The sequence below is a fragment of the Aromatoleum buckelii genome, from assembly GCF_012910785.2.
In the GTDB taxonomy this organism is placed as follows: domain Bacteria; phylum Pseudomonadota; class Gammaproteobacteria; order Burkholderiales; family Rhodocyclaceae; genus Aromatoleum; species Aromatoleum buckelii.
In genome coordinates this window covers 58,075-80,387 of the sequence record NZ_WTVH02000010.1, presented here as the reverse complement: position 1 = coordinate 80,387, position 22,313 = coordinate 58,075, and the positions used below count along the sequence as shown (strand labels likewise).

16 protein-coding genes and 1 pseudogene are annotated in these 22,313 nt (G+C 67.1%); 14 read left to right on the top strand and 3 right to left on the bottom strand.

What is annotated here, in order from left to right:
* Nucleotides 1–39 precede the first annotated feature (39 nt).
* The 5 genes and pseudogenes from GO608_RS11090 to GO608_RS11070 all read left to right on the top strand — a co-directional run bounded on the left by GO608_RS11090 (nucleotide 40) and on the right by GO608_RS11070 (nucleotide 6,305).
* Nucleotides 40–2,262 carry a putative bifunctional diguanylate cyclase/phosphodiesterase gene (locus tag GO608_RS11090; protein ID WP_169200592.1) on the top strand — a complete coding sequence of 741 codons (2,223 nt, stop codon included), beginning with the start codon at nucleotides 40–42 and terminating at the stop codon, nucleotides 2,260–2,262.
* A 40-nt stretch (nucleotides 2,263–2,302) separates the two neighbouring features.
* Complete coding sequence (locus GO608_RS11085; RefSeq protein WP_169200593.1) at nucleotides 2,303–3,433, top strand: chemotaxis protein CheB; 1,131 nt, start codon at nucleotides 2,303–2,305, stop codon at nucleotides 3,431–3,433.
* Between the two features lie 145 nt (nucleotides 3,434–3,578).
* A pseudogene (speD, locus tag GO608_RS11080) lies at nucleotides 3,579–3,884 on the top strand (adenosylmethionine decarboxylase); the annotation flags it as partial.
* 90 nt (nucleotides 3,885–3,974) lie between these two features.
* A complete protein-coding gene (gene speE / locus GO608_RS11075) occupies nucleotides 3,975–4,850 on the top strand; it encodes a polyamine aminopropyltransferase (RefSeq protein WP_211159648.1) in 876 nt (291 codons plus the stop codon).
* Nucleotides 4,851–5,108: 258 nt separating this feature from the next.
* On the top strand, nucleotides 5,109–6,305 hold the full coding sequence (locus GO608_RS11070) for an IS256 family transposase (RefSeq protein WP_169200660.1): 1,197 nt from the start codon (nucleotides 5,109–5,111) through the stop codon (nucleotides 6,303–6,305).
* A 246-nt stretch (nucleotides 6,306–6,551) separates the two neighbouring features.
* Here GO608_RS11070 and GO608_RS11065 read toward each other — a convergent pair whose 3' ends face one another.
* Nucleotides 6,552–7,268 (bottom strand): hypothetical protein, encoded by a 717-nt coding sequence (locus tag GO608_RS11065; RefSeq protein ID WP_247003059.1) that lies wholly within the window; start codon nucleotides 7,266–7,268, stop codon nucleotides 6,552–6,554.
* A gap of 6 nt (nucleotides 7,269–7,274) precedes the next feature.
* Here GO608_RS11065 and GO608_RS11060 point away from each other — a divergent pair, with 6 nt between their 5' ends.
* Nucleotides 7,275–7,922: a BON domain-containing protein gene (locus tag GO608_RS11060; protein ID WP_247003057.1), complete on the top strand. Its 648-nt coding sequence runs from the start codon at nucleotides 7,275–7,277 to the stop codon at nucleotides 7,920–7,922.
* 77 nt (nucleotides 7,923–7,999) lie between these two features.
* On the opposite strand, the gene GO608_RS11055 is transcribed toward GO608_RS11060, so the two are convergent.
* Both GO608_RS11055 and GO608_RS11050 read right to left on the bottom strand, forming a co-directional pair.
* Nucleotides 8,000–8,806 carry a proteasome-type protease gene (locus GO608_RS11055; protein ID WP_169200590.1) on the bottom strand — a complete coding sequence of 269 codons (807 nt, stop codon included), beginning with the start codon at nucleotides 8,804–8,806 and terminating at the stop codon, nucleotides 8,000–8,002.
* Between the two features lie 228 nt (nucleotides 8,807–9,034).
* The gene (locus tag GO608_RS11050) at nucleotides 9,035–11,350 is read right to left on the bottom strand and encodes a bifunctional salicylyl-CoA 5-hydroxylase/oxidoreductase (protein ID WP_169200589.1); all 2,316 of its coding nucleotides are present in this window, start codon (nucleotides 11,348–11,350) and stop codon (nucleotides 9,035–9,037) included.
* Nucleotides 11,351–11,745: 395 nt separating this feature from the next.
* Between GO608_RS11050 and GO608_RS11045 the strand changes: the two genes are divergently transcribed.
* The 8 genes from GO608_RS11045 (at nucleotide 11,746) to GO608_RS11010 (ending at nucleotide 22,294) form a co-directional block, all read left to right on the top strand.
* Complete coding sequence (locus tag GO608_RS11045) at nucleotides 11,746–12,129, top strand: copper-binding protein (RefSeq protein ID WP_247003055.1); 384 nt, start codon at nucleotides 11,746–11,748, stop codon at nucleotides 12,127–12,129.
* 141 nt (nucleotides 12,130–12,270) lie between these two features.
* On the top strand, nucleotides 12,271–13,578 hold the full coding sequence (locus GO608_RS11040) for a TolC family protein (protein WP_169199625.1): 1,308 nt from the start codon (nucleotides 12,271–12,273) through the stop codon (nucleotides 13,576–13,578).
* Entirely contained in the window at nucleotides 13,575–15,152 is a 1,578-nt protein-coding gene (locus GO608_RS11035; protein ID WP_169199624.1) for an efflux RND transporter periplasmic adaptor subunit, read from the top strand. Before GO608_RS11040 ends, GO608_RS11035 begins: the two co-directional genes overlap by 4 nt.
* 1 nt (nucleotide 15,153) lies before the next feature.
* Entirely contained in the window at nucleotides 15,154–18,330 is a 3,177-nt protein-coding gene (locus tag GO608_RS11030; protein WP_169199623.1) for an efflux RND transporter permease subunit, read from the top strand.
* Nucleotides 18,331–18,553: 223 nt separating this feature from the next.
* Nucleotides 18,554–19,006, top strand: a complete 453-nt coding sequence (locus GO608_RS11025) for a hypothetical protein (protein WP_169199622.1) — start codon at nucleotides 18,554–18,556, stop codon at nucleotides 19,004–19,006.
* 21 nt (nucleotides 19,007–19,027) lie between these two features.
* Nucleotides 19,028–21,382, top strand: coding sequence for a heavy metal translocating P-type ATPase (locus tag GO608_RS11020; RefSeq protein WP_169199621.1), 2,355 nt, complete (start codon nucleotides 19,028–19,030; stop codon nucleotides 21,380–21,382).
* A 4-nt stretch (nucleotides 21,383–21,386) separates the two neighbouring features.
* A complete protein-coding gene (locus GO608_RS11015; RefSeq protein WP_211159497.1) occupies nucleotides 21,387–21,641 on the top strand; it encodes a DUF2933 domain-containing protein in 255 nt (84 codons plus the stop codon).
* Complete coding sequence (locus GO608_RS11010) at nucleotides 21,638–22,294, top strand: methyltransferase family protein (protein WP_169199620.1); 657 nt, start codon at nucleotides 21,638–21,640, stop codon at nucleotides 22,292–22,294. Before GO608_RS11015 ends, GO608_RS11010 begins: the two co-directional genes overlap by 4 nt.
* Nucleotides 22,295–22,313 lie beyond the last annotated feature (19 nt).

Genomic DNA, 22,313 nt, shown 5'->3' with positions numbered 1-22,313 from the left:
CACCGATGACAACGGCGTCGCGCGAGACAAGGAGTAGCCATGGACGGGTATGGCGAGGATGGCAAATCCAGGGATGAACTGATCGCGCGCATCCGCGAGCTCGAAGCGCGTCTCGGCGCGCTGCGAGCTGCCCCGGACACCTCTTCCCTCGTCGAGGAGCTGCGCGTGCACCAGATCGAGCTGGAAGCGCAGAACAACGAACTCATCGAAGCGCGGCGGGCGCTCGAGGACGCCCGCGACCGCTACAGCGACCTCTACGATTTCGCCCCGGTCGGCTATATGACGCTCGACGAGCACGGCGTGATCGTCGAGATCAACCTGACCGGCGCGCGCCTCCTCGGGCAGGACCGCGCGCAGGTGATCGGCATGCCGTTGAGCGGCTGGGTGCCGAACGGCGCGACGGCGCGGCTGTTCGGTCACCTGCGCCGCGTGCTGTCCGAGCCGGGACGGGTGTTCGACCACCTGCCGCTGCGCACGTCGCCCGCTCGCGAGAGCCCGATCCGCCACGTGCGGCTCGAGAGCATCGCTTTTACGCAGTATGGCAGCGGGCGCCTGTACCGCACTGCGCTCGTCGACCTCAGCGACCGCAAGCGCGAAGAAGACCGCCTCAACCTGATCGCCCAGGTGTTCGAGCGCAGCACCGACGCGATCATGATCACCGACAGCCTCAACCGCATCGTGTCGGTCAATCGCGCCTTCACCGCAGCCACCGGCTACTCGCCCGACGAAGTGCTCGGCCGCAACCCGAAACTGCTCGCCTCGGGCCGCCATGATCGTGACTTCTACCGCGAGATGTGGAGTGCGATCGAACGCAACGGCTCGTGGAGCGGGGAAGTCAGCAACCGCCGCAAGAACGGCGAGATCTACAACGAATGGCTGACGATCCACGCGGTGCGCAACGAGGCCGGCGACATCGAGAACTGCATCGCGATCTACGCCGAGATCACCGACCAGCGGGCGGCCGCGTCGCGCATCCAGTTCCTCGCCCATTACGACCCGCTGACGCTGCTGCCGAACCGCGCGCTGCTGCAGGACCGCATGCAGCAGGCCCTCGCCCACGCCGCCCGCGAAGGGACGCGCGCGGCGGTGCTGTTCCTCGACCTCGACCGCTTCAAGACGATCAACGATTCGCTCGGCCACCTCGTCGGCGACCACCTGCTGCAGGAAGTCGCCCAGCGTCTGAAGGGCAGCGTGCGCGAGGACGACACGGTGGCACGCCGCGGCGGCGACGAATTCATCGTGATGCTGCCGCACATCGACTCGGCCGAGCAGGCGGCGCATGTCGCCGGGAAAATCATCGAGGCGATGGAACAGAGCATCCCGGTCAACGGCTACGTGCTGAACGTGTCGTTCAGCATCGGCATCAGCGTGTTTCCCGACGACGCGATGGACCCGGACACGTTGGTCCGCAACGCCGACATCGCGATGTACCGCTCGAAAGCGAGCGGGCGCAACCAGTTCCAATTCTTCACTGCCGACATGAACGCGCATGCGCTCGAGCGGCTCGCCCTCGAAAACGACTTGCGCCGGGCGATCGAACGCGACGAGTTCAGGCTCGTGTTCCAGCCGCAGTTCGATGCCAGCGGCGACATCGTCGGCGCGGAAGCGCTGCTGCGCTGGCAACACCCTCAACGCGGCCTCGTCACGCCGGCAGAGTTCATTCCGGTCGCCGAGGAAACCGGGCTGATCGTGCCGATCGGCGCTTGGGTGCTCGAACGCGCGTGCCAGCAGGTGCGTGCGTGGCGCGAGGCCGGATTGAAGAAGATCACGGTATCGGTGAACATCTCGGCGCTGCAGTTCTCGCAGAAGAACCTTCTCGAGCTGATCCGTCGGCTGCTCGCCGTGAGCCACATCGAGCCCGGCACACTGGAGCTCGAGCTGACCGAAAGCGTGCTGATGCACGATCACGTCGCGACCTCCGGCCTGATGAGCGAGCTCCAGGAAATGGGAGTGCGGATGGCGGTCGACGACTTCGGCACCGGCTACTCGTCGTTGAGCTATCTGCGCAGCTTCCCGATCAGCAAACTGAAGATCGACCAGTCCTTCGTGCGCGACCTCACTGACGGCGGCGACGCGGGCGCGATCACCGGCGCGATCATCGGGCTGGCGAAGAACCTGAACATGCGCGTGATTGCCGAAGGCGTCGAGACCGCGCAGCAGGCGAGCTTCTTGCAAGCGCAGTGCTGTGACGAATTCCAGGGGCACTTCTTCAGCAAGCCTGTATCGCCAGAGAAACTCGCCCAACTGCTGCGCGCCGGCTAGCCGGCGCCGGCACCGCCGGCCACCGCCACCGAGCCAGAGCATGTCCAGCACGAACTCTTCGCCTTTTCGCGTGATCGTCATCGGTGCTTCGGCCGGAGGGGTCGAGGCGCTGCGCAGCCTCACGGGCGCGCTGCCGGAGAATTTTCCGGCCGCCGTCTTCGTCGTCCTGCACTTGTCCCGCGACAGCCCTTCGGTGCTGCCGGACATCCTGTCGCGTGCCGGCCCGCTGCCGGCGAACCGCGCTGTCGACGGCGAGCCGATCCACTCCGGACGCATCTACGTGGCGCCACCGGATTTCCACCTGCTGGTCGAGCCGGACCAGGTGCGCATGTCGCGAGGCCCGCGCGAGAACAACGTGCGGCCGGCGATCGATCCGCTGTTCCGCAGCGCGGCGATCGCCTATGGCCCGGCAGTCATCGGCGTCGTCCTCACCGGCAACCTGTACGACGGCGCAGCCGGGCTGAGGTCGATCAAGCTGCGCGGCGGCACGACAGTTGTTCAGGATCCGCGCGACGCACTTTTCCCGTCGATGCCGCAGAGCGCGCTGCGCCAGACCGAGATCGACCATTGCGTGCCGCTGCACGAGATCCCGCGCGTGCTGGTGAGCTTGGCAAAGCCCCTGCCGGCGGCCGCCGAAGTGGGTGCGCCGACCCGGGGGCCGCAACCGGACCTGCATTCCGGGCCCTCCGCTGTTTCGAATCCGCAATCACGGCAGACGAACATGGCGAAGACGGAGAACGCAAAAACGAACATGACGACGACGGAGATCGATGCCGTCGAAGCGAAGATCGCCGAAGGCAGCGCCAACAGCGAGGAGTTGTTGCGCCGGATCGCCTCACCCGCGCCCTACGTCTGCCCCGAGTGTCACGGGGCGTTGTGGGAAATCCGCGACGACACTCTGATCCGCTTCCGCTGCCGCGTCGGCCACGCCTATACGCTCGAATCGCTGCTCACGGAACAGGACGAGGCGATCGAGGAGGCGTTGTGGGTCGCAGTGCGCGCCCTCGAGGAGCGCGCGACGCTCAACGCGCGGATGGCCGAACGCGTCGAACAGCAACAGTTCACCGGGTTCGTGCAGCACTTCCGCGACCGCGAGCGGGAATCGACACACCACGCGCAGGTGGTGCGCCGGCTGCTGCAGGGCGGCATCGACAAGCTGGCCCCCAAGTAGCACGCGCATCGAGTAGCGGCCCGGCAGACCGGGCGAACCGGCCGCATGCTGCCGGCGAGGATCATTTTTGCAGGAATATTAAATACTTGGTGCATGCTAATATTTCGTCATTCATCCAAAATTCTGGCGAGATATCGAACGACCGATGAACGGACTGCACCTGATTGCCGACCTGTACCGCTGCGGTGCCACCGCCGCCGCGCTGACCGAGCGCGAAGCGCTCGAAACCCTGTGCGTGACGCAATGCCGGGAGGCCGGGTTGACGCCGCTCGGCTCCTATTTCTATCAGTTTCGCGACGAAAGCGGAGCAGCGGCTGGCGTGACCGGGACGGTCGTGCTGGCCGAATCCCATCTCGCGATCCACACCTGGCCGGAGTCGGGCGGCGTGACGCTCGACGTATACGTCTGCAACTTTTCGCGCGACAACGGCGATCGCGCGCGCGTGGTGTATCGCGCAGTCATCGACGCGCTGCGGCCGGCGCAGATCGTCGCGCACGAAGTCGTCCGCGGCCACCTGCCGGAGAAAGCCGAAATCGGCCCGATGGCGCTCCCCGCTGTCGAAGGCGTGATTTTCGAGCAGCTCAACGACAACGCCGGCTATTTCACGCGCGGCGGAAAACTGATCGAAAAAGGCCGCTCCCGCTATCAGGACTACGAGGTCTGGGAAACCCCGCAGTTCGGCCGCCTGTTCCGGCTCGACGGCTGCTTCATGACGTCCGAGCGCGACGAGTTCCATTACCACGAGAACCTGATCCAGGTGCCGGCCATCGCGCATCCGGCGCCGGCACGGGCGCTGATCCTCGGCGGCGGCGACGGCGGCTCGGCCGAAGAGCTGCTGAAGCAGCCGACGATGGTGAAAATCGTCATCGCCGAGCTCGACGAGAAAGTGATCGAGATCGCGCGCGAGCACCTGCAAGCGGTCCACCACGGCGCCCTCGACGACCCGCGCGTCGAGCTGCGCATCGGCGACGGCTTCCGTTATGTCATGGAGCAAGCCCCGGCCGCCACCGAGCGCTTCGACCTGATCGTGCTCGACCTGACCGACCCGGTCGGTCCTGCCGAATCGCTGTATTCGGAAGACTTTTTTCGCGGTTGCCACGCGCTGCTCGCCCCGGGCGGCGCAGTCAGCCTGCACATCGGCGCCCCGGCCTTCCAGCCGGAGCGCGTGCGAGCGCTCGTCGCGCGGCTGCGCAAGGTGTTTGCGATCGTCCGCCCGTATTTCCTCTATGTCCCGCTGTACGGCACGCTGTGGGGTTTCGCGACCGCTTCCGACACCCTCGACCCGGCCGCGCTACCCGCCGCGGAAATCGACCGCCGCGTCGCCGAACGCCGCATCGGCGCGCTGCAGCACTACAACGGCGCAGTCCATTGCGCGCAGTTCGCACTGCCGAACCACCTCCGCGCGCTGCTGGGCTGATCGCTGGTAGAACGCTGTCATCGCCTCGTCGTCGCGCCGTCTGCTGAATTCGACGAACAGGTCGCGCTGCGCGGCGGCGCGCAGCCGGCAGAAAACTTACAAGTCCGTGTAACTTTTTCCTGACCGCTGCTGCCCCGTTTGCGCGGCCGGCGGTAGTGTGCTGAGAAGTGTGCAGAAGCGCCTTCGGCTGGAAGGCGCGGGTGGCCATGGCTAAGGTTGATTGTCGGATCGACCTTTAACCCCGTGGAGAGGGCAGCCATGACCACGATCAAGCGTAGTTCGAAGGGCGCGACAGTGGAAGCATTGGTGGCGTCGGATCCGGAGCTGATGAAGGCGCTGATGAAGCAGGCGCTGCAGGAGGTCCTGGAAGGCGAGATGACCGAGTTGCTGGGAGCGGCGCCGGGCGAGCGCACCGACCGCCGTCAGGGCTACCGGGCCGGCTACTACAGTCGTGGCTTGGTGACGCGCATCGGAAAACTGGAGCTGCGCGTGCCACGTGACCGTAACGGCGAGTTTTCCACCGCGCTGTTCGAGCGCTATGCGCGCAGCGAGAAGGCGCTGGTCGCGGCGCTCGCCGAGATGTACGTGCAGGGGGTGTCGACGCGCAAGGTCAAAATGATCACCGAAGAGCTGTGCGGGCACAGCTTCTCGGCCTCGGCCATCTCGGCGATCAACAAGAGCCTGGACGAGGCGCTGGCGCGCTTTGCCGCGCGGCAGCTGGACGAAGCGTACCCCTATCTGATCCTCGATGCCCGCTACGAGAAAATCCGCGAAGACGGCGTGATTCGCGCGCAAGCGGTGCTGATCGCGATCGGCATCAATTGGGAGGGGCACCGCCAGGTGCTCGCGGTCGAGCTCGCCCACCGCGAGAGCCAGAGCAGTTGGAAGGACTTTCTGCTGCGGCTCAAGGAGCGGGGCCTCGCGGGGGTCGAGTTCGTCGTCTCGGACGATCACGCAGGGCTCAAGAAGGCCATTTCCGAAGTGTTGAGCGAGGCGGTCTGGCAGCGCTGCTACGTCCACTTCCTGAGGAACGCCCTTGATTACCTGCCGCGCAAGGCTGACGACGACTGTCTGCAGGAGCTGCGCTGGATCTACGACCGGCGCGACATCCAGGAGGCCCACCGCGACCTGGCCGCGTGGATCACGAAGTGGCAGGCAAAGTATCCGAAGCTCGTCGACTGGGCCGAGTCGAACATCGGCGAGACGCTGACCTTCTACCGGCTGCCGCGCCAGCATCACAAGCACATGAAGAGCACCAACATGCTCGAACGGCTCAACGAGGAGATCAAACGACGCACCCATGTCGTGCGCATCTTCCCCAATACCGATTCGTGCCTGCGACTGATCCGCGCGCTGTGCGTCGAAACGCACGAGAGCTGGCTCGAGGACAACCGCTACCTGAACATGACCCTGCTCGCCGAGCAGAAGAAGGAGGCCCTGCGGCTGGCCGCGTGAGGCCGCCACCCGCTTTCAGCGCCGCTTCGGGCTACGCCCTGTGCGGCGCTGAAAGCGAAATGACATCAACCATGTCGTGCTCACCCAATTTGCACAACTTGACGCACACAACTCGGCCGGCCTCGTGCAGATCCTCAGCAGGTCCCCGTCGGCTGATCCTGCCTCGGCGGCGAGCGCCGACACCTTGCATCCCTGGAAGCCAACCCTTCACCCAGCGCGCGCCTCTGCTGGCCACCCGGGGCACGCCTATTGCTCAGGATGGGGAGGAAATCGATGGGCGGCCGGAGCCGTCCCTTTTCCGCCGGGGTGTCTCGAAACCCGGTTTGTTGTCGCCACCTGAGGAGACAGAACATGAAATCGCAGCGTCAGAAAGGCCAGCGTGAGCAGAGCTACGGACAGCATGACTACGAAGAAGAGGAATACGGCCAGCAGGGCGGTCGCCAGTCTCAACAAGGGATCGGCCAGCAGGGCTGGGGGCACCAGCAGCCGCAGCAAGGATTCGGCCAGCAAGGCTACGGTCAGCATCAGCAAGGCTACGGACAGCAAGGTTACGGGCAGCAGGGCTATGGCCAGCAGTATGACCAGGGTTACGGCCAGCAGGGCTACGGTCAGCAGCAGCCGCAGCAGGGCTTCGGCCAGCAGAGCTGGGGCCGACAGCATGAACAGGGGTTCGGGCAGCAAGGCTACGGCCAGCAGCACGAGCAGGGTTACGGCGGACAGCAGGGCTGGGGCCGGCAACACGAACAGGGGTTTGGCCAGCAGGGCTATGGTCAGCATCAGCCGCAGCAGGGTTTCGGCCAGCAGGGCTGGGGCCAGCAGCACGAACAGGGATTCGGCCAGCAAGGTTACGGCCAGCAGGGCTATGGTCAACAGGGCTATGGTCAACAGGGCGGCCAGCAGGGTTTCGGCCAGCATCAACCGCAGCAGGGATTCGGCCAGCGCGGATACGGCCAGCAGTCCCAACAGGGGATGGGTAGCTACGGGCAGCAAGGCAGCTACGGGCAGCAAGGCAGTTTCGGCCAGCAAAGCGGCCTTGGTCAGCAGGACTGGGGCCAGCAGCCGCAGCAGGGGATGATGGGCACGCAGACGTCGTCGCAGACGGGCCGTGGTTACGGCGCGATGCAATCCTCGTGGGGCCAGTCCGAGCTGTCGTCGCGCGGCCGCAAGGGGCCGAAGAACTACGCCCGTTCGGACGAACGCATCCGCGAGATGGTATGCGAGCGCCTCGTCGAGGAACCCGGGGTGGACGTCAGCGAAGTGAGCATCAACGTCAAGGAAGGTTGCGTGGAACTGGAAGGCACGGTGCCCAGCCGCCAGATGCGCCATCGCATCGAGGACGTCGTCGATGAGTGCTGGGGCGTGCAGGACATCGAGAACCGCATCCGCGTGCAGTCCGAATCGCAATCCGGGTCGCAGTCGCAGTCATCCTCGCAGCAGTCGTCTTCGCAGCAGTCGCAGTCCGGCCAGCAGCGGGGCGCGAGCGGCAGCGAGCACGGCCAGAGCGGCTCGTCGTCCGGCGGTGGCTCGTCGTCCGGCGGCTTCTCCGGCATGTCCGGTTCATCGAGCAGCAAGTCGGGCTCGAGCGAATCGAGCCGCGGCAAGAACAAGGAGGAGTAGGACGCATCTCTGCCGTCCGCCCGCCAGCCTAGCGGGCGGCGGCGGGGCCGGCCGCGCGATCGTGCGGCCGGCCCCGTTTAGCTTTCGCCTTCGCGTTTTTCGCTGCGCGGCGCATTGCAGGTGTTCTGCCGCAGTGCCTCCGCAGTGAGCTGGATGTTCTCCCAGTCCGGATTCGGCAGGGCACTGAAGACTTCGCGCAGCTGTTGGCTCCAGAGCTTGCGGATCAACGCGAAATAAGCGTTGTCCTCGCGGATGACGCAGTAATGGCCGACGCGCAGCGCGTCGCGCTGATAGACCAGCAAGTCGAGCGGCAACCCCACCGAGAGGTTCGAGCGGATGCTCGAATCCATCGACACGAGCGCGCATTTGACCGCTTCGTCGAGCGATGTCGTGTGCGTGATGATGCGTACGATGATCGGCTTGCCGTACTTGGATTCGCCGATCTGGAAATACGGCGTCTCCTGGGTCGCTTCGGTGAAGTTGCCGGCTGCATAGAGCTGGAACAGGCGCGGCTCCTCGCCCCGTATCTGGCCACCGAGCAGCAGCCCGGCCGAAAAATCGACGCCGAATTCCTTCAGCGATTCGGCATCACGCGCGTGGACTTCGCGCAGGCAGTCGCCGACGTGCTTGGCCGCTTCGAACATCGTCGGCACGTTGCACAGGTTCCTCCCCCCGCCCGACTCGATCCGTTCGCGCAGCGTGTTGACGACCGACTGGCTGATCGACAGGTTTCCCGCCGTCATCAGCACCAGCACCCGTTCGCCGTGGCGCTCGAAGAAATGCATCTTGCGGAAAGTGTTGATGTGATCGACGCCGGCATAGGTGCGGGAGTCGGACAGGAAGACGAGACCTGCATCCAGCCGTATGGCGACACAATATGTCATGAACCCCCCGGGTGCGAGCGAAGGAATCCCGCGGGGCTGCCCGCGGCCGCCGATGTGACGTCGGAATTCCTCCGCGTTAACGGGTTACATCGGGCACAGCACGCAAAAACTGTCCAGTTGGACCGATCCAGCCGCGTTTCGTGCCGCGCCCCGGCTCACGTTCAAAGCAAGATCGGCTCCCTGCCCGAGCGGGAAAGCTGTAGCAGGGGGCCCCAGACGGGCCGTTGTTCACTTGCCCGGCACTGCCCCCTCGCGCCGGAGATTCGTCTCGTACTGGCTGCGCGCGGACAGATACTGTTTCGGCCACGCGACGTCGTCGAAGCCGATCTTCGCCGCTTCATGCAATGTCCAGGCCGGATCGGCGAGGTGCGGGCGCGCGATCGCGCACAGATCCGCGCGGCCCGCGGCGATGATGCTGTTCGCGTGGTCGGCCTCGTAGAGCGCGCCGACGGCGACAGTCGGGATGCCGGCTTCGTTGCGGATGCGGTCGGCGAACGGCGTCTGGTACATGCGTCCATAGACCGGCCGATCGCCTTTCCATACCTGACCCGACGAGCAGTCGATGAGGTCGGCGCCGGCGTCCTTGAAGAGGCGCGCGAACTCGACCGCGTCGTCCGCAGTGTTGCCGCCGGGGAACCAGTCGTGGCACGACAGGCGCACCGACATCGGGCGGTCCTGCGGCCACACGGCACGCATCGCGCGGAACACTTCGAGCGGGAAGCGCGCGCGGTTCGCGTGTCCGCCGCCGAATTCGTCGCTGCGCCGGTTCGTCAGCGGCGACAGGAAGCTCGACAGCAGGTAGCCGTGCGCGCAGTGCAGCTCGAGGATGTCGAAGCCGGCCTCGGCGGCCATCTTCGTCGCGCGGACGAAGTCGTCGCGCACGCGCTCCATGTCGTCGCGCGTCATCTCGCGCGGCACCTGGGAATGCGGCAGGTACGGCAGCGGCGACGCGGACATCAGCGGCCAGCCGCCGCCTTCGAGCGGTTCGTCGATGCCTTCCCACGCGAGCTTCGTCGCGCCCTTGCGCCCGGCGTGACCGAGCTGCATGCCCATTTTCGCGCCCGAATTCGCGTGGACGAAATCGACGACGCGCTTCCATGCATTGACGTGCTCGGGCTTGTACATCCCGGCGCAGCCCGGCGTGATGCGCGCGTCGGGCGACACGCACGTCATCTCGGTATACAGCAGCCCCGCCCCGCCGAGCGCGCGCGCGCCAAAATGCACGAGGTGGAAGTCGGTCGCGCTGCCGTCGTCGGCCGAGTACATCGCCATCGGCGACACGACGACGCGGTTCGCAAGCGTCAGGCCGCGCAGCGTGAAGGGCGTGAACATCGGTGGCGGCGCCTCGCCGGCCTTGACCGGCAGCCCCGCGTTGTTCGCGAACCAGCGCTCGTAGCCTTCGAGCCACGCCGCGTCGCGCAGCCGCAGGTTCTCGTGCGAGATGCGCTGCGAGCGCGTCAGCATCGAGTACATGAACTGCTCCGGCTCGAGCGTGTCGCAGTAGCGCGCGCCGCAGACTTCGAACCATTCCATCGCATTCCATGCGGCGTTCTGCAGCCGCAGCACGTCGATGTTGCGCGCCGCCTGGTAGCGTTCGAGCACCGCCGGGATATGCTCCGGGGTGTCGCCTTCATCGCGGAACAGGCGCGTCAGCTCGATCGCGTCCTCGAGCGCGAGCTTCGTGCCCGAGCCGATCGCGAAATGCGCGGTATGCACCGCGTCGCCCATCAGCACGACGTGGCTGCTGCCGTTGTCGTGGTGCCACTGCTCGCACTTGACGCGCTGGAAGTTCAGCCACGCCGAGCCGCGCAGGTGGCGCGCGTTCGTCATCAGCGGGTGGCCGTCGAGATGTTTCGCGAACAGCTTCTCGCAGAACGCGATCGACTGCTCCGAATCGGTGCGGTCGAGCCCGTGGGCTTTCCAGACATGCTCTGGGCATTCGACGATGAAAGTCGTCGTCGTGTCGTCGAACTTGTAGACGTGCGCCTGAAACCAGCCGTGCTCGGTCTTCTCGAACAGGAACGTGAACGCGTCGAAGAGCTTGTTCGTGCCGAGCCAGATGTAGCGGTTCGGCCGCGTGACGATGTCCGGCTTGAACACTTCCGCGTACTTGTTGCGGATGCGCGAGTTGATGCCGTCGGACGCGATGATGAGATCGGCGTCGGGAAACTCGCTGTCCGACTCGACATCGCGGTCGAACACCAGCTCGACGCCGAGTTCCTCGCAGCGCGCCTGCAGGATGTTGAGCATCTTCTTGCGCCCGATGCCGACGAAACCGTGGCCGCCGCTGCGGATCGTGCGCCCTTTGAAATGCAGCTCGATGTCGTCCCAGTGGTTGAACGCGACCTGGATCGCGTCGGCCGTCACCGGGTCCCATTCGCGCATGTTGTCCATCGTCGCGTCCGAGAACACGACGCCCCAGCCGAACGTGTCGTACGGCCGGTTGCGCTCGATGACGGCGATCTCGTGCGCCGGGTTCAGCTTCTTCATCAGGAGCGCGAAATACAGCCCCGCGGGTCCGCCGCCGATACACACGATGCGCATGCCAGGTCTCCTTCGTTCGTTGCGCCTGCGGACGCGACGCCGGTGCCGCCCCTGCAGGGTTCGGCCGGGCCGCGCGACAGCGTCAATTTGCCGCACGACGGCAGGCGGCGCGCCCCCTTTCACGGGGGGGCGGAACGATGGGGGAATCGTGGGGAAAACCGGGGGAAAATGACGCCGATCCGCTCGACAGCGCGAGCGTCCTGTACAACAGATGCGCCGCTCACCGAAACACGCCGATCCACACCTGTCGCATATTCCTTCCCGTCCGCCGCCTGCGAGCGGGCGGGTCGCCGCCTCCCAGCCCACCCGCGGCTGACAAAAATGTAATCTTCCCGTCAGCCTCCAGTCGGTATTACGAACTCATACTTCATTCCACTCACCGAAACACAGGATCCATGATGCCCCTCACCCGCCCCCTCACCCGCCCCCTCACCCGCCCCCTCGCCACGTTCGCCCTCCTCGCCACGCTCACGAGCGCCGGTCCGGCCTTTGCCATGAGCGGGCACGGACACGATGCCGCTCACGGCGCCGCGATGCCCGTCGCCGACGCGAAAGCTTCGCTGTCGGAAGGCACCGTCAAGAAAGTCGACAAGGCCGCCGGCAAGATCACGATCAGCCACGGCCCGCTCGAGAACCTGGGCATGCCGCCGATGACGATGACCTTTCGCGCGACCGACCCGTCGATGCTCGACGCGGTCAGCGAGGGCGACAGGATCCGCTTCGCCGCGCAGCGCGTCGATGGGGTGTTCACAGTGACGCAGCTGGAGATGGTCAAATAAGGGCGAAACAGGCGTGACGCCGAGGCGCGAGCCCACCGCAGCCGGACCCCCTGCGGCTGCGGTCCGCCCGGCCCGCCGATTCGCCTTCGGGCACCTGCCCCGCCCCGGACCCTGGCCACCCCCACTTTTTCCGGACATCCGATGAAACCGCTTATCGCCGGCCTGCGTTCCCTGCGTCTGGCCGCGGGCATCGCCGTGCTCGCGGCGAGCGCTTTCGGCCACGCGCAGGACACCGCGCCGCCCGCTGCCGCTCCGCCGCCCCTCGGCGCGGACCTTCCCGGCCTGATCGAATACGCTCGCATGAACAACCCGGCTTTCGCCGTCGACCGCGCCGAAGCGGATGCTGCCCGCGAACGTGTCGAACCCGCCGGCGCGCTGCCCGACCCGAGCTTCCAGATCGAGCTGATGGACTTCACGAACCGCATGCGCGGCGGCCCGACGACGCTCGTGCCGGGCGAAGTCGGCGAAACGCGCTACCGCGTCATCCAGCCGCTGCCGGCGTGGGGCAAGCGCGAGCTCGCCGAGCGTGCGGCGGGCGCGCGCGCGGACCAGGCCGAGGCGGCCCGCGATGCGGCCTGGGCGAACATGGCTGCCGAAATCAAGGCGGCGTGGCTGCGCTATTACGCCGCCGACCGCGAAGCGGTGCTCAATCGCGACGCGCTGGCCTTGCTGCAGAGCCTCGAGGAGATCACGCTGTCGCGCTACCGCCTCGGCCTGCTGCCGCAGCAGGCGGTGCTGCGCGCGCAGCGCGAGATCACGTCGCAGCGGCTCGCGCTCGTCGGCGTCGAACAGCGCCGCCGCGGCACGGCGTCGGCACTGAACGCGCTGCTCGGCCGCGCGCCCGGCAGCGCCCTCGCCGCGCCGCAGGATCCGCCGCCGCTGCCGCAGGCGGTCGCCCTCGCGCCCCTCGTCGAACGCACGCGCACGACCCATCCGGCGATCGCTGCCGAAGCGCGCGGCCTCGACGCGGCGCGCCTCGAACGCGACCGCACGTGGCGCGACCGCTACCCGGACTTCAGCGTCGGACTGACGAACAACCGCCCGCGCGGCGGCGAACCGTCGTCGTGGGACGTGATGCTCGAAGTCATGATCCCGCTGCAGCAGTCGGCACGCCGCGCGCGCGAGCGCGAAGCCGCACTGATGGTCACTGCCGCCGACGCGCGACGCGCTGCAGCCGAATCGGCGCTCCTCGGCGAACTCGGCAGCGCGTACGCCGCGTTCACGAGCGGCCACGAGACGCTGCAGCTCCTGCGCGGCACGCTGACGCCGCAGGCCGAAGCGACGCGCGACGCGACCCGGGCGGCGTTCTCGACGGGGCGCGTCGACTTCGACACCGTGCTCGAAGCCGAGCGCCAGCTCGTCGATACGCGCATGGCGCTGCTGCAGGCCGATGTCGAGACCCGCATGGCGCTCGCCGAAATCGAAAAACTTGCAGGAGAACAGCCGTGAAGCCCGCCGTACGACTTTCCCTCGCGGCGCTCGCCGTCGCGGCTGCGCTGGGCGCCGGCTATTGGGCAGGCAGCCGCAGCGACCCCGCTGCCGCGCCCGACAGCACGACGGCCGCTGAAAACACGGCCGCAGGCGCCGGCAGCGAACGCCAGATCCTCTATTACCGCAACCCGATGGGCCTGCCCGACACGTCACCGGTGCCGAAGAAGGACTCGATGGGCATGGACTACATCCCGGTCTATGCCGACGACCAGCCCGACGACAGCGGCGCAGTCGTCGTCAGCCCGGCGCGCGTGCAGACGCTCGGCGTCAAGACCGCCGTCGCCGAGATGCGCGTCGTCGATGCCGCAGTGCGCGCGGTCGGACGCGTCGAGCTCAACGAGCGTGCGGTCGTCGACGTTGCGCCGCGCTTCGAAGGCTGGATCGAGCGCCTGCACGTCAATGCGGTCGGCGACCCGGTGCGCCGCGGCCAGCCGCTGTTCACGATCTACAGCCCCGAGCTGCAGTCGGCCAGCGAGGAACTGCGCATCGCCGAGCGGCTACAGCGCGACAGTGCCGCCACCGACCCGATTGCGTCGGAAGCGGCGCGCCGCTTGGCCGACGCGACGCGCGAGCGCCTGCAGAACTGGCAAGTCGCCGCGCCGCGCGAGGGCGAGGGCAAGATTGCGCAGCGCCAGACTTTCCATTCGCCGGCCAACGGCGTCGTGCTCGAGAAGAACGCGGTGCAGGGTGCGCGCTTCATGCCCGGCGAAGCGGTCTATCGCATCGCCGACCTGTCGAAAGTGTGGGTCATCGCCGACATCTTCGAGCGCGACCTCGCGCGCGTGAGCGTCGGCCAGCGGGCGAGCGTGACGCTCGACGCCTTCCCGGATCGCCACTTCGACTCGAAAGTCGGCTATCTCTACCCGACGCTGAACGTCGAGACGCGCAGCACGCGCATTCGTCTCGAACTCGACAACCGCGAAGGCCTGCTGCGCCCGGGCATGTTTGCGCACGTCGAGCTCGCGTCCGGCTCGCCGACGCCGCGCGTGACCGTGCCGACGTCCGCGGTCATCGACGACGGCGTGCGGCAGGTCGTGCTGATCGCGCTCGACGAAGGCCGCTTCAAGCCGCAACCGGTGCGCCTGGGCGAGCGCGGCACCGAGCACGTCGAAGTGCTCGAAGGCGTCGAGGCCGGCGACCGCGTCGTGACGTCGGCGAACTTCCTCATCGATTCCGAAAGCCAGCTGAAGGCCGCGCTGTCGAACCTGACCGACGCCGCCCCGGCAACGGCCGCAGCGCCGCAAACATACGAGGCCGAAGGAACGTTCGACGCCGTTGATCCGGCGACGAACACCGTGACGCTGACGCACGGCGACATCCCTGCGCTGCAATGGCCGGCGATGACGATGGACTTCGCGGTGGCGTCGCCCGAGCTCGTCGCCGACCTCGCGCCCGGCACGCCGGTTCGATTCGAGTTCGAACAGCGCCAACCGGGCGAATTCGTCGTCACGCGTATCGAGAAGGCATCGAAAGGCACCGCCGGGAAACCGGCAGCGGAACCGGCGGCCGCGAACGGACACGGGAGCCACTGACATGCTCGACCGCCTCATCGACTGGTCCGCGAAGAACGTCTTCCTCGTGCTGCTCGCGACGCTGTTCGTCATCGGCGGCGGGCTGTACGCGGTGAAGAACACGCCGCTCGACGCGCTGCCGGATCTGTCGGACGTGCAGGTGATCGTGTTCACCGACTTCCCCGGCCAGGCGCCGCAGGTCGTCGAGGACCAGGTGACCTACCCGCTGACGACATCGATGCTCGCCGTGCCGCGCGCGAAAGTCGTGCGCGGCTTCTCGATGTTCGGCGCGTCCTACGTCTACGTGATCTTCGAGGACGGCACCGACATCTACTGGGCGCGCTCGCGCGTGCTCGAATATTTGAGTTCGGTCGCGGGACGCCTGCCGCAGGGCGTGTCGCCGCAGATCGGGCCGGATGCGACCGGTGTCGGCTGGGTCTATCAGTACGCGGTGACCGGCAAGAACATGTCGCTCGCCGAGACGAGGAGCCTGCAGGACTGGTACATCCGCTACCAACTGACGAAAGCCGGCGGGGTGGCGGAAGTTGCGAGCGTCGGCGGCTTCGTGCGCGAATACCAGGTCACCGTGGACCCGCACCGGCTCGCGACATTCGGCCTCGCGCTCGACGACGTCAGCCGCGTGATCCGCGAGTCGAACCGCGATGTCGGCGGGCGCGTCGTCGAGATGGCCGAGAAGGAATACATGGTGCGCGGCCGCGGCTATCTGGGCGGCAGCGACGACATCGCGAACCTGGTGCTGAAAAGCGCAGGCGGCACGCCGGTGCGGGTCGCCGACATCGGCCGCGTCGAACTCGTGCCGGCCGAGCGGCGCGGGATCGCCGAATTGAACGGCGAAGGCGAAGTCGCTTCCGGCATCGTCATGGCGCGCTTCGGCCAGAACGCGCTCGACGTCATCGCGAACGTCAAGGCGAAGATCGCGGAGATCGCGCCGGGGCTGCCCGAAGGCGCCGAGATCGTGCCGGTCTACGACCGCTCGAACCTGATCGAGCGCGCGATCGCGAACCTCAAATGGACGCTGTTCGAAGAGAGCCTGATCGTCGCCGCAGTATGCGTGATCTTCCTGCTGCATGTGAGGAGCGCGCTCGTCGCGATCATCACGCTGCCGCTCGGCATCCTGATCGCGTTCATCGCGATGCGCGCCCTCGACCTCGGCTCGAACATCATGAGCCTCGGCGGCATCGCGATCGCGATCGGTGCGATGGTCGACGCCGCGATCGTGATGATCGAGAACGCGCACAAGCGCCTCGAACATCTGCCGGCGGGCGCGACGCAGGCCGAGCGCGCGCAGACGATCATCCGCGCGTGCAAGGAAGTCGGCCCGGCGCTGTTCTTTTCGCTGTTGATCATCACCGTGTCGTTCCTGCCGGTGTTCACGCTCGAAGGGCAGGAAGGACGGATGTTCTCGCCGCTCGCGTTCACGAAGACGTTCGCGATGGCGGGCGCGGCGCTGCTGTCGGTAACGCTCGTGCCGGTGCTGATGCTGTTCTTCGTGCGCGGGCGCATCCTGCCCGAGGCGAGGAACCCGGTGAACCGCTTCCTGATCTGGGCCTACCGGCCGATCATCCGCGGCGTGATGCGCCACAAGGTGCTGACGCTCGTCGCCGCGGGGGTGGTGATGGCGGTGACGGTGTTCCCGGCGCGCCAGCTCGGCTCGGAGTTCATGCCGACGCTGAACGAAGGCACGCTGTTCTACATGCCGGCGGCGCTGCCCGGCATGTCGGTGACCGAAGCCGGGCGTCTGCTCGCGACGACGAACCGCATCATCAAGACGTTTCCCGAAGTCGAATCGGTGTATGGCAAGGCCGGGCGCGCGCTGTCGGCGACCGACCCGGCGCCGCTCGAAATGTTCGAGACGGTCGTGAACCTCAAGCCGCAAGCCGACTGGCGGCCAGGCATGACAACCGACAAGCTGATCGCCGAGATGGACGCGGCGCTGAAATTCCCCGGTGTCGCGAATTCCTGGACGATGCCGATCAAGGCGCGCCTCGACATGCTCGCGACCGGCATCCGCACGCCGATCGGCGTCAAGGTGTTCGGCAACGACCTCGCGACGATCGAGCAGGTCGCGAAGGACGTCGAAGCCGCGGTGCGGAACGTGCCGGGCGCTTCCAGCGCGTACGCCGAGCGCGTCAGCGGCGGCTACTACCTCGACATCGTGCCGCGCCGCGACCAGCTCGCACGCTACGGCCTGACGGTCAATGCGTTGCAGGAAGTCGTCGCGACCGCGCTCGGCGGCGACATGGTCACGACCGCGGTCGAAGGGCTCGAACGCTACAACGTCACCGTGCGCTACCCGCGCGGCCTGCGCGACGACCCGCAGCGCATCGCGGCCGAAGTGTACGTGCCGACGGCGAGCGGCCCGATCCCGCTCGGCCAGCTCGCCGACGTTCAGCTCACGCGCGGCTCGCCCGGCATCCGCACCGAGAATGCACTGCTCGCCGCGTACGTGTACGTCGACACGCGCGGCGCCGACCTCGGCGCGTTCGTCAAACGCGCGCAGCAGGCGGTCGCCGAACAGGTCACGTTCCCGCCCGGCTATTACGCGACGTGGAGCGGCCAGTTCGAGTACATGGAGCGCGCGAAGGAGAAGATGAAAGTCGTGCTGCCGCTGACGCTCGGGCTGATCTTCGTGCTGCTGTACCTGAACTTCCGGCGTCTCACCGAGACCTTGATCGTGATGCTGTCGGTGCCGTTCGCGCTCGTCGGCGGCGTGTGGCTGATGTGGTGGCTCGGCTACCAGATGAGCGTCGCGGTCGCGGTCGGCTTTATCGCGCTCGCCGGCGTCGCGGCCGAAACCGGCGTCGTCATGCTGATCTACCTCGATCACGCGTGGGAGGCGATCCGCGCGAAACGTGCTGCCGAAGGCCGCGAGGCGTCGGTTGCCGACCTTTATGAAGCGATCATGGAAGGCGCAGTCGAGCGCGTGCGCCCGAAGATGATGACGGTCGTCGCGATCATGGCGGGCCTGCTGCCGATCATGTGGGGCACGGGCACCGGCTCCGAAGTCATGAGCCGCATCGCTGCGCCGATGGTCGGCGGCATGATCTCGTCGACGGTGCTGACGCTCGGCGTGATCCCCGCGCTGTATGCGCTGGTCAAGCAGTGGCAGCTGCGGCGGGAGCTCGAATCCGGTGCGCACACGCCGGTCGTGCCGGCACCGGCGGCGACGATTCGATGACAGAAATGTAATCAACGCGTCAGCCTTGCGTCGCGCGGCGCGGACTATGATGAATCCATCGGAGCACGGCCAGCGCATCAGGAACACGCCTCACCCTCGTGCCCCGACGCAACGTTCGAAGCTTCGTCCGACGGCCGGCACGGCCAACGAATCGGCGCCGTCTTTATTGCCTCTGCGTGCAATCCGGCGCCCGCCCGGCCACCTATTTTTCAGGAGACGCATCATGAAAAAGACGCTCACTGCCATCGCGATATCCCTGGTCGCGGCCTTTCCTGCCTTCGCGGAGGATGCGCATCACCCGGATCAGGCTTCGGCCGTCTCGGCGCAGGTACCCGCAGCGACGGTGCAGACGATGCGGGACAACACGACCAAGATGCAGTCCCAACTCGATGCCCTCGCCGCAGCCAAGAGTCCCGAAGAGCGGCAGAAACTGCTGATGGAGCACATGCAGACGATGCGCGAAAACATGATGTTGGGCCGGCAGATGGCGGCGGGTCAGATGGGCTGCCCGATGATGGGCGACCCGGCCATGATGCAAGGTATGGGAATGATGCAGGGAATGGGAATGATGGGTCCGGGCGCGGGCGCGCCGTCGGCCGAGGCGCTCGCCAAGCGCATGCATCAGATCGAGCAGCGCCTGGACAGGATGGAGAGGAGGGTGGAACAGACGCCCTGATGCACCGCGGAGAAAATCGTCATGAGTGAAATCCGTCCCGGCCCGGCGCACGATCCTCATCGCCACGGCGGTCCCGAACATGCCGCTCCCCCGCCTGCCCCGGCAACCGACCCGGTGTGCGGCATGACCGTGAAACCCGATTCGCCGCACGTCGCGACGCACGACGGGCAGACGTACCGTTTCTGCAGCGCGAAGTGCCTCGACAAGTTCCGCGCCGAGCCGACGCGCTATCTGCACCCGGCACCGGCCGAACCCGAAGCTGTCACGCCACCCGGCACCGAATACACCTGCCCGATGCACCCGGAGATCCGCCAGATCGGCCCCGGAAGCTGCCCGAAATGCGGCATGGCGCTCGAGCCGGTGCTGCCGGAGCTGGAGGAAGGCGAAAACCCCGAACTCGCGGACTTTCGCCGGCGCTTCTGGTGGACATTGCCGGCGACCGTGCTGGTGACGCTGATCGCGATGTCCGGCGGACTCTTCGACCCGCTGCTCGGCGCCGCACGCCCGTGGGTCGAGCTGCTGCTCGCGACGCCCGTCGTGCTGTGGGGCGGCTGGCCGTTTTTCGTGCGCTGGGCGCAGTCGCTCGCGAACCGCAGCCCGAACATGTGGACGCTGATCGGCACCGGCGTCGCCGCAGCCTATGGCTACAGCGTCGTCGCGACCGTCGCGCCGGGAGTCTTCCCCGAGTCCTTCCGCATCGGCGGCCACGTCGCGGTGTATTTCGAGGCCGCCGCGGTGATCGTGTCGCTGACGCTGCTCGGCCAGGTGCTCGAACTGCGCGCGCGCTCGGAGACCGGCGCGGCGATCAAGGCGCTGCTCGGCCTCGCGCCGAAGACCGCGCGCCGGCTCAACGCCGACGGCAGCGAGGAAGACATCCCGCTGACCCATGTGCACTCCGGCGACCACCTGCGCGTGCGTCCCGGCGAGAAAGTGCCGGTCGACGGCGTCGTACTCGAAGGCGACAGCGCAGTCGATGAATCGATGCTGACCGGCGAGCCGCTGCCCGTCGACAAGCGCGCCGGCGACAAGCTGATCGGCGCGACGCTGAACACCAGCGGTGCGCTCGTGATGCAGGCCGAGAAGATCGGCTCGCAGACGGTGCTCGCGCAGATCGTGCAGATGGTCGCGCAGGCGCAGCGCTCGCGTGCGCCGATGCAGCGCATGGCCGACCAGGTCGCGGGATATTTCGTCGTCACGGTCGTCGCGATCGCCGCCCTCACTTTCTTCGGCTGGGGCCTGTTCGGCCCGGAACCGTCGTGGGCCTTCGGCCTGATCAACGCGGTCGCGGTGCTGATCATCGCCTGCCCGTGCGCGCTCGGCCTCGCGACGCCAATGTCGGTGATGGTCGCGACCGGCAACGCCGCGACCCAGGGCGTGCTGTTCCGCGATGCCGCGGCGATCGAGAACCTGCGCCGGGTCGACACGCTGATCGTCGACAAGACCGGCACGCTGACCGAAGGCAAGCCGGCGTTCCACGCGACAGTCGCCGCCGCCGGCTGGACCGGGGACGAAGTGCTGCGCATCGCCGCGAGCCTCGACCAGGGCAGCGAACATCCGCTCGCGCACGCGATCGTCGACGAGGCACGGCGCCAGGGCCTGGCGCTGTCGAAACCGGACAGCTTCGAATCGTCGTCCGGCATCGGCGTGCGCGGGGTCGTCGAGGGCCGCAAGGTCGTGCTCGGCAACACCGCGCTGATGGACGACGAGGGCGTCGCCTGGCAGGACCTCGCCGAACAGGCTGAAGCGCTGCGCAGCGAAGGTGCGAGCGTGATGATGCTCGCCGTCGATGGCCGGGCGGCGGGTCTCGTCGCGGTCGCCGACCCGGTCAAGGCAACGACGCCCGAGGCGCTCGGCGAACTGCGCGCGAACGGGATCACGCGCATCGTCATGGCGACCGGCGACGGGCTGACGACCGCCCGCGCAGTCGGCAAGCGGCTGGGCATCGGGGAAGTGTTCGGCGAAGTCAAGCCGAAGGACAAGGACGACCTCGTCGCGAAGCTGCAGGGCGAAGGTCGCGTCGTCGCGATGGCCGGCGACGGCATCAACGACGCACCCGCGCTCGCACGCGCCGACGTCGGCATCGCGATGGGCACCGGCACCGACGTGGCGATGTCGAGCGCGCAGCTCACGCTGGTCAAGGGCGACCTGCGCGGCATCGCCGCCGCGCGCCGCGTGTCGGTCGCGACAGTGCGCAACATGCGCCAAAACCTCGCCTTCGCGTTCCTCTACAACGCGCTCGGCGTGCCACTCGCCGCCGGCCTGCTGTATCCCTTCACCGGCCTGCTGCTGTCGCCGCTGGTCGCCGCGCTGGCGATGAGCGCGAGCTCGGTGTCGGTGGTCACCAATGCGCTGCGGCTGCGTCGGCGAGCCGGCTGAGCCCATGAAATCGCTGGACGACAGGGAGCAGTCATCCCATCCACACGCCCGCTCCGGCTCACGGGCGAAGTGGACCTTCGCCGGCTTTCTGGCGCTGGCCGTGTTCTTGCTCTTCACTGAGCACCGCGCCCACGTGCTCGGCTTCCTCCCCTGGCTGATAGTGCTCGCGTGTCCGCTGATGCATCTGTTCATGCATGGCGGTCACGGCGGACACGATCACGGGACAAAGCCGAAAAGTGTGGAAGGAGATGAAAAATGAGCGACACGCCCGCCTACGGCCTGTGGTCGCTGGTCGTGATCAATTCGCTGTTCTTCATCGCGTTCGCGTTCAGCTTCGCCAGGCCTCACAACAAGCGCGACTGGCGCTCGTTCGGTGCCTACTCGGCTTTCATCGTCGCGCTGTTCACCGAGATGTATGGCTTCCCGCTCACGATCTACCTGCTTTCGGGCTGGCTGTCGTCGCGTTTTCCGGGGGTGGATTTCCTCGCCCATGATTCCGGGCACCTGCTCGAAACGATGTTCGGCTGGCGCTCGAATCCGCATTTCGGCCCCTTCCACCTGCTCAGCAGCGTGTTCATCGTCGGCGGATTCTGGCTGCTCGCCAAGGCCTGGCCGGTGCTCTACGCGGCCCAGCGCGAGCATCGGGTAGCCGACAGCGGTCCGTATGCCCGCATCCGACATCCCCAGTACGTCGCCTTCGTGCTCGTGATGTTCGGCTTCCTGCTGCAGTGGCCGACGCTGATCACGCTCGTGCTGTTCCCGATCCTGCTCGTCATCTATGCTCGGCTCGCGCGGCACGAGGAGAGCGACGCGGTCGCCGAATTCGGCGATGCGTACCGCCGCTACGTCGAACGCACGCCGGCGTTCATCCCCCGCCTGGGGGCGCAGCGGTCCGGAGCACCGCGGCACTGACGAAACGGGGTTTCGATCG

Bases quoted from the DNA above. Each gene is read 5' to 3' on its own strand.
- GO608_RS11090 (WP_169200592.1), top strand. From the start codon at position 40: ATGGACGGGTATGGCGAGGATGGCAAATCCAGGGATGAACTGATCGCG.
- GO608_RS11085 (WP_169200593.1), top strand. From the start codon at position 2,303: ATGTCCAGCACGAACTCTTCGCCTTTTCGCGTGATCGTCATCGGTGCT.
- speE (WP_211159648.1), top strand. From the start codon at position 3,975: ATGGCGCTCCCCGCTGTCGAAGGCGTGATTTTCGAGCAGCTCAACGAC.
- GO608_RS11070 (WP_169200660.1), top strand. From the start codon at position 5,109: ATGACCACGATCAAGCGTAGTTCGAAGGGCGCGACAGTGGAAGCATTG.
- GO608_RS11060 (WP_247003057.1), top strand. From the start codon at position 7,275: ATGGGTAGCTACGGGCAGCAAGGCAGCTACGGGCAGCAAGGCAGTTTC.
- GO608_RS11055 (WP_169200590.1), bottom strand. From the start codon at position 8,806: ATGACATATTGTGTCGCCATACGGCTGGATGCAGGTCTCGTCTTCCTG.
- GO608_RS11050 (WP_169200589.1), bottom strand. From the start codon at position 11,350: ATGCGCATCGTGTGTATCGGCGGCGGACCCGCGGGGCTGTATTTCGCG.
- GO608_RS11045 (WP_247003055.1), top strand. From the start codon at position 11,746: ATGATGCCCCTCACCCGCCCCCTCACCCGCCCCCTCACCCGCCCCCTC.
- GO608_RS11040 (WP_169199625.1), top strand. From the start codon at position 12,271: ATGAAACCGCTTATCGCCGGCCTGCGTTCCCTGCGTCTGGCCGCGGGC.
- GO608_RS11030 (WP_169199623.1), top strand. From the start codon at position 15,154: ATGCTCGACCGCCTCATCGACTGGTCCGCGAAGAACGTCTTCCTCGTG.
- GO608_RS11025 (WP_169199622.1), top strand. From the start codon at position 18,554: ATGAAAAAGACGCTCACTGCCATCGCGATATCCCTGGTCGCGGCCTTT.
- GO608_RS11020 (WP_169199621.1), top strand. From the start codon at position 19,028: ATGAGTGAAATCCGTCCCGGCCCGGCGCACGATCCTCATCGCCACGGC.
- GO608_RS11015 (WP_211159497.1), top strand. From the start codon at position 21,387: ATGAAATCGCTGGACGACAGGGAGCAGTCATCCCATCCACACGCCCGC.
- GO608_RS11010 (WP_169199620.1), top strand. From the start codon at position 21,638: ATGAGCGACACGCCCGCCTACGGCCTGTGGTCGCTGGTCGTGATCAAT.